This window comes from Brevibacterium luteolum (assembly GCF_013004595.1).
GTDB classification, from domain to species: domain Bacteria; phylum Actinomycetota; class Actinomycetes; order Actinomycetales; family Brevibacteriaceae; genus Brevibacterium; species Brevibacterium luteolum.
Genome location: NZ_JABEMC010000001.1, coordinates 752,599 through 758,895, shown reverse-complemented (window position 1 = coordinate 758,895; position 6,297 = coordinate 752,599). Strand labels below are relative to the sequence as shown.

5 protein-coding genes are annotated in these 6,297 nt (G+C 65.9%); 1 reads left to right on the top strand and 4 read right to left on the bottom strand.

Annotation, left to right across the window (positions count from 1 at the left end):
* Positions 1-181: transposase (locus HLA91_RS03510; protein WP_170273508.1), on the bottom strand; the 181-nt coding region annotated here is incomplete at its 3' end.
* A gap of 88 nt (positions 182-269) precedes the next feature.
* Positions 270-1,352 (bottom strand): CPBP family glutamic-type intramembrane protease, encoded by a 1,083-nt coding sequence (locus tag HLA91_RS14145; protein WP_170273507.1) that lies wholly within the window; start codon positions 1,350-1,352, stop codon positions 270-272.
* 160 nt (positions 1,353-1,512) lie between these two features.
* Between HLA91_RS14145 and HLA91_RS03500 the strand changes: the two genes are divergently transcribed.
* Complete coding sequence (locus HLA91_RS03500; protein WP_170273506.1) at positions 1,513-2,517, top strand: TAXI family TRAP transporter solute-binding subunit; 1,005 nt, start codon at positions 1,513-1,515, stop codon at positions 2,515-2,517.
* A gap of 70 nt (positions 2,518-2,587) precedes the next feature.
* Here HLA91_RS03500 and tyrS read toward each other — a convergent pair whose 3' ends face one another.
* Both tyrS and pabB read right to left on the bottom strand, forming a co-directional pair.
* Positions 2,588-3,874 carry a tyrosine--tRNA ligase gene (tyrS, locus tag HLA91_RS03495; RefSeq protein WP_170273505.1) on the bottom strand — a complete coding sequence of 429 codons (1,287 nt, stop codon included), beginning with the start codon at positions 3,872-3,874 and terminating at the stop codon, positions 2,588-2,590.
* A gap of 104 nt (positions 3,875-3,978) precedes the next feature.
* A complete protein-coding gene (pabB, locus tag HLA91_RS03490) occupies positions 3,979-6,162 on the bottom strand; it encodes an aminodeoxychorismate synthase component I (RefSeq protein ID WP_170273504.1) in 2,184 nt (727 codons plus the stop codon).
* Positions 6,163-6,297 lie beyond the last annotated feature (135 nt).

Below are 6,297 nucleotides of genomic sequence, written 5' to 3'. Positions count from 1 at the left end.
GTGACTCCTCGGGATCACGGGAGGGCTCGAGGCCGTGCTCGCGCAGGCGGGAGTCACGGACCCAGGCCTGAAGGGCTGATTTCGAGATCCCGAGGTCAGCACAGACCTGCTTCTGGGTCATTCCGTCATTGACGAGATCGAGCGCTGATTGCTTGAACTCATCTGTGTAGATCTTGGGCATGACTTCTATCCTTCCTGGAATCTGTCCAGTCGTGAAGTCAACCAAACCTTCAGCAGTCCCTGCGGTGTGTTCTGGCTCACCGCTGATTTCAAGCCGCAGAACGGGTCTCAAAGGCCCCGTGACGGCTCTGTCGGCGGGTGCTGAGGAACAGCCCCAGCGCGCCCAATCCGATGACGATCCAGCCGGAGACTCCCAGCGGGTTCGCGATGATCGGGTCCGACCACGTCCCGCCGGCGGCGACCAGGATGCTGATCCCTGCTGCGGCGTTAAAGCCGCCATGACCGATCGCAGCCGGCCAGATCGAACCGGATGTCTCCCGCAGCCAGACGAAGACTGCGCCCACGCAGATGCAGCCGATCATCATGATCGGAATCGAGATCGGCGAACGCGTCTCGAAGTTGTGACCGAGCAGCAGCACGGGTGCATGCCAGGCGCCCCAGATCGCACCGGAAACGACGATCATCGCAACGGTTCGCAGACCTCTGCGACGGAGAGCTGCCGTGAGGTATCCGCGCCATCCCAGCTCCTCTCCCAAGCCGAGCACCCCGTTGGGCACGAAGGCGACGATGACGACCTGCACGATCTGCAGCAGCGCGAACAGCGCGATCGGCATCTCGACACCCGATGCTGCGAGCTGCTCGCGAGCCGTTGTCATCTGCCAGTCCGGTTCGAAACCGCCGAGCAGCATCGCCACCAGGCCGGCGAGAACCGTGAGGAGGAAGACGATGCCGATCGCCAGCACGCTGAACAGCAGCACCCGAAGTGCAGGGTGGAGACGGCCGATGCGCCCGGCAGGACTGCCGTCGGGATTGCGCAGAGGTCCGGCGCCAAGGGCCGCGAACGTCTGCCGGAAGGGCACCTTCTCGACCACCCGCATGACGACGAGCGCGCTGATCGCAGGAGTGAACATCATGAGCGACATGAGCAGCATCGGCACGATGGCGGCGATGACGGCCTCACCGGTGGGCGGGTTGTCGGCATCGGCGTTCATGAGCTGGCCGGCAGGGCTGCCGGTGCCGAAGAAGAGGTCGTAGTTCAGCCACAGCGGGAGAACGGACAGCCAGGCGAGACCGTAGGCGAGAAGGCAGAAGATGACGATGCCGTGCCAGGAGCCGAACGCCGGACCTGCCGCAGCGGCACGGGACGGGGATGCAGGATGGGGAGTCGTCACTGATTCTCCTGTTCTCGATCACTGTGTCCCTCAGCACACTATCGCGCTCTGACCATGGCGGGGGTCCCGGCGCATCCAGCTCCCGGACATGCTCTTCCCGCAGATACCCCGGCCTGGTTAGTGTTCTTCTACGCCGGATGTGCGATTCAAAGGAGAACCTATGCACCTGCCGACCACCCGCCTCATCACTGCCGCTGCAGCGGCCCTCGCTCTCGTCCTGACTGGTTGCGGTCAGGGCTCGGATTCCGGTTCAGGTTCCGGTGAGGACGAGACCACTCGCGACCTGACCTTCGCCACCGGCGGCACAGCCGGTGTCTACTATCCACTCGGCAGTGAGTTCAGCCGGCTCTTCGCCGAAGACGTCGACGGCCTCAGCGTTGTCGCCGTGGAGACCGATGGCTCTGTCGACAATCTCGGCCGGATCGCCAAGGGCGAAGCACAGCTCGCGTTCTCTCAGACGAACACCGCCAATGACGCTAGGGATGCCACTGCGGAGTTCAGTGATCTCGACAAGGGCATCGACAACATCGGCTTCATCGGCCAGATCTACCCTGAGGCTGTCCACGTCATCACCCTGGCCAACAGCGGGATCGAGAAGTTCGAAGATCTCAAGGGCAAGCGGATCGCCATCGGCGCACCGGGCTCTGCGAACAAGGCGGTGGCCGGGCTGCTCTTCGAGGCCTACGGAATCGGAGAGGGTGACTACACCCCGTTCGAGGAGAGCTTCGCCGATGCGCGTTCGAAGCTGCAGGACGGTCATGTCGATGCCTCGATCGAGATCATCGGCGTGCCCGCCGCCTCGCTGAGTGAGCTCGACGCCTCTGCCGATGTCCGGCTCATCCCCCTCGATGAGGACAAGGCCAAGGAGATCTCGGCCGACAACCACTACGAGGCCTACACGATCCCCGGCGGTTCGTACGGATTCGCCGACGACGACATCACCACCGTCGCCGTCTTCGCCTCCATCGTTGCCTCGCTCAACCAGGTCAGCGAGGACGACGCCTACGGGATCACGAAGACGATCTACGAACGCGCCGAGGACATCTCGCTGGCGCAGAAGAGGTTCATCAAGCTCGAGGATGCGCTCTTCGGTCGCGGTGATGTGCCGTTGCACCCGGGTGCCAAGCGCTACTACGAAGAACAGGGCGTCGACACCGGCGAGTGAGCCGGCGTGAATGCCGAATAGGGCCGGAGTGCAGATCTGCACTCCGGCCCTGTTCGTCGGTTTGGGTCTGTCAGCGGGTGACGGACAGTGCGCCGAGGGTCTTCTTGCCGCGGCGCAACAGCACGACGCCGTGGCCGCCGGCGTCGAGGACGTCGTCGGTGGTGATCGTCTGCTCACCGTCGGTGACCTTAACATTGTTGACGTAGGCGCCGCCGTCCTTGATCGCACGGCGCGCCTCGCCCTTGGACTTGACGATGCCCGAGGCGGCGAAGGCGTCAGCGACCGGCATCCCGGCCGAGACCTCAGCGGCCGGCACCTGGGTGCCGGGCAGCTCGGCGGTAGCCGATCCCAAGGTTCCCGGGTCGAGAGCTGTCAGTTCGCCGGAACCGAAGAGCGCCTCGGCGGCGGCGAAGACCTGACGGGTGGTCTGCTCACCGTGGACGAGAGTCGTGACGTCCTCGGCCAGGGCCCGCTGCGCGATCCGCTTGTGCGGGGCGGCTGCGAACTCCTCACCGATCTGCTCGAGCTCCTCAAGAGAGCGGAACGAGAAGACCTTGAGGAACTTCATGACATCCCGGTCATCGGCGTTGAGCCAGAACTGGCTGAACGCGTACGGGCTGGTGAGCTCGGGATCGAGCCAGACGGTGCCCGATTCGGTCTTGCCGAACTTGGTGCCGTCGGCCTTCGTCATGAGCGGGGTGGCCATGGCGTGCACGCTTGTGCGCTCGACGCGGCGGATGAGATCAGCACCGGCGGTGAGGTTGCCCCATTGGTCGGATCCGCCGTGCTGCAGCGTGATGCCGTAGCGGCGGTAGAGCTCGAGGTAGTCGTTGCCCTGCAGGATCTGGTAGGCGAACTCGGTGAAGGAGATTCCGTGTTCGCTCTGCAGGCGGGCGGCGACGGTCTCCTTCGCCAGCATCCGGTTGACCGAGAAGTGCTTGCCGATATCGCGCAGGAAGTCGATCGTCGAGATCTCACCGGTCCAGTCGAGGTTGTTGACCAGCTGGGCCGCGTGCGGGCCGTCGACGTCGAGGAAGCGCTCGATCTGAGCGCGGATCTTCTCCACCCAGCCCTCGACGACATCGCGCTCGTTCAGAGTGCGCTCACCGGACATCCGCGGATCGCCGATGAGGCCGGTGGCCCCGCCGACAAGGGCGTATGGATTGTGGCCGGCCAGCTGCAGCCGCCGGGCGAAGAGCAACTGGACGAGGTTGCCCATGTGCAGGCTGGGCGCGGTCGGATCGAAACCGATATAGAAGCTGACCGGACCTGCGTTGAGCGCCTGCTGCAGCGCCTCCTCATCGGTGGACAGCGCCACCAGGTCGCGGGCCTTCAGCTCACGGAAGATATCAGTCACGATTCACCTTTTCTCATCGGGTCTGCGCGGCGCCGGAATCCGTGGCCGTCACCGCGCTGGTGCCGGGCGGATTCTTCCCGGCAGCACCACAATGCATATCTTACTCAGACGCGCAGGCCAGACGGGGCGGGGTCCGCATCCCGTCCCGGGAACTCCGCCCCGAGCAGTCGCAGCAGCGGTTCGGCTTTGACCGCAGTCTCTTCGAACTCGGCTGCCGGGTCCGACAGGGCGGTGATCGCACCGCCGACTCCGTAGCTGAACCCCTTGGCAGTAATGACAAGCGTACGGATGACCATCGACAGGTCGAGTGCCCCAGACAGCGAGAAGTAGCCGAGCGCCCCGGAGTAGATGCCGCGCGGTCCGGCTTCGAGGTCGTCGATGATCTCCATCGTCCGCAGCTTCGGCGCCCCGGTCATCGACCCACCGGGGAAGCAGGCGCGCAGGCAGTCCACGACGCTGGCGTCATCGGCCAGCTGGGAGCGCACAGTGCTGACGAGCTGATGGACGGTGGCGTAGCTTTCGACCTCTAAGAACTGCGGAACCTCGATGCTGCCGGGCACCGCGGTGTGCGCCAGATCGTGGCGGGCCAGGTCGACGATCATGAGATTCTCCGCCCGCTCCTTCTCACACGCCTGCAGCTCAGCGCGCAACCGCGCATCAGTCTGCGGGTCCGCTGCCCGCGGCCGGGTGCCCTTGATCGGCTTCGATATCGCCTGCCGGTCTGCGGTGATCGCAAGGAACCGTTCGGGAGAGGTCGAGAGCACCCCGGTCTCCCCGAAGCGCAGCAGCGCGGCACGCGGGCTGCGGCTGGCCGAGCGCAGCCGCCGGTAGGTGTCGACGATCGGCAGTCGGGCCGCACCGGTGATCTCGTTGGTCAGGCAGATCTCGTAGCTCTCCCCTGCCCAGATGTGCTCATGACACCGGTCGATGAGCCGCTCGTATTCGGCCCGGTCGTGGCGCAGCGTCAGCTCGCCGGTCGTTGGTGGAGCGCTGGCTGGTGGCACCGGGTCCGAGGTGGTGAGCGCGCGGGCCGCGGCAGCGAACCAGTCCTCGGTGCTGGCTTCGTGTTCGGGTGTCGTGAGTGCGAGCAGGTGGGCGGTGCCGGTGTGGTGGTCGATGATGAGCGCGCGGTCGGCGAAGATGAGCTGCGCATCCGGCAGCGGTGAAGGGTGGGCGGCACTGGCGCCGCATTCGGCCTTGAGCTCATAGCCGAGGCTGCCGATCCAGCCGAGGGCGAATCCGCAGCCGGTCTCCGGCAGGTCCACGGTGCTGCGGATCGCCTGCATCCCGGCTTCTTCACCGGTCAGCCAGTCGAAGATCCCGGACTCGACCGTCTGCTCCCCTGACCCTCCGAAGACGGTCAGCGTCCCCGCGGTGACATCTGCGGTGACCCGGTGTGCCAACGGCCCGGACGCGTCACCGAGGATGCTGAAGCGCCCATCGGGGTGGGCCGGGTCGCGGCTGTCGAGCCAGAAGGCATACGTGCTGGAGGCGAAGAAACCTGAGAAGACGGCCTCAGGCTGCACGGTCAGAGGATGTGTCTGATGGGCCAGGCGCAGACCAGGCGTCGCGGCGAGCACGCCGGCGACCGGCACACCGGAATCGTGTGTCGCCAGGCCGGTCAATGCCCCGAAAACCGCTGCGCGCTCAGGTGACGGCAAGGGATCCGCAGCGCGATCCGAATCGTGTGCGGGCCGGTGCGTGGCGTTCCAGTCCGAGGCGAGGGAGAGAAAGTTCGCAAGCATCTGCCGGCCGGCGGCGGTGGCGATGGATTCGGGATGGAACTGCACGCTCCAGGCCGGTTTGCTGCGGTGCGCCAAACCCATGATGGTCGCGTCTTCGGCGCGGGCGGTGACGTTCAGGCGCGGGCCCGGGTCGGTGACGGCCAGGGAGTGGTAGCGGACCACCTCGGTGTCGGCGGGCACGCCTGCGAAGAGACCGGTGGACGTGTGCTCGAGCGTTGAGATGCGGCCGTGGCGGGGTTCTGTGGCCGGGCCGATCGCACCACCGTGGGCGAGCGCGAGGGCTTCGTGGCCGAGGCAGACACCGAGCAGCGGGATCGGCACCTCAGCCAGCACTTGAGTGCTGATGCCGATGTCGAAGGTGTTCTCCGGGGTGCCGGGACCCGGTGAGATGACGACGGCGTCGTAGTTGGTGAGGTCATCGAGGGCGGCCGGATCGCTGCGGTGGGAGATGACATCGGGTGTGGTGCCGGTGAGGGTGGCGATGAGGTCGACGAGATTGTAGGTGAAGGAGTCGTCGTGGTCGATGATGAGGATCCGGCTCACCGCTCACCTGCCTTCGGGTTCTGTGCCTGCTGGGCCGGTGCGGCCCGCAACTGAAGTAAAGCACATGCCGGTGCGTAGGCGTCGGGACGACGACGCCCGCCGTCTCGCCCGAGGTGTGGGCGAAGCGGCGGGCGA

What these genes read in the sequence shown, in the direction of transcription:
- HLA91_RS03500 (WP_170273506.1), top strand. Translation starts at nt 1,513, where the DNA reads ATGCACCTGCCGACCACCCGCCTCATCACTGCCGCTGCAGCGGCCCTC.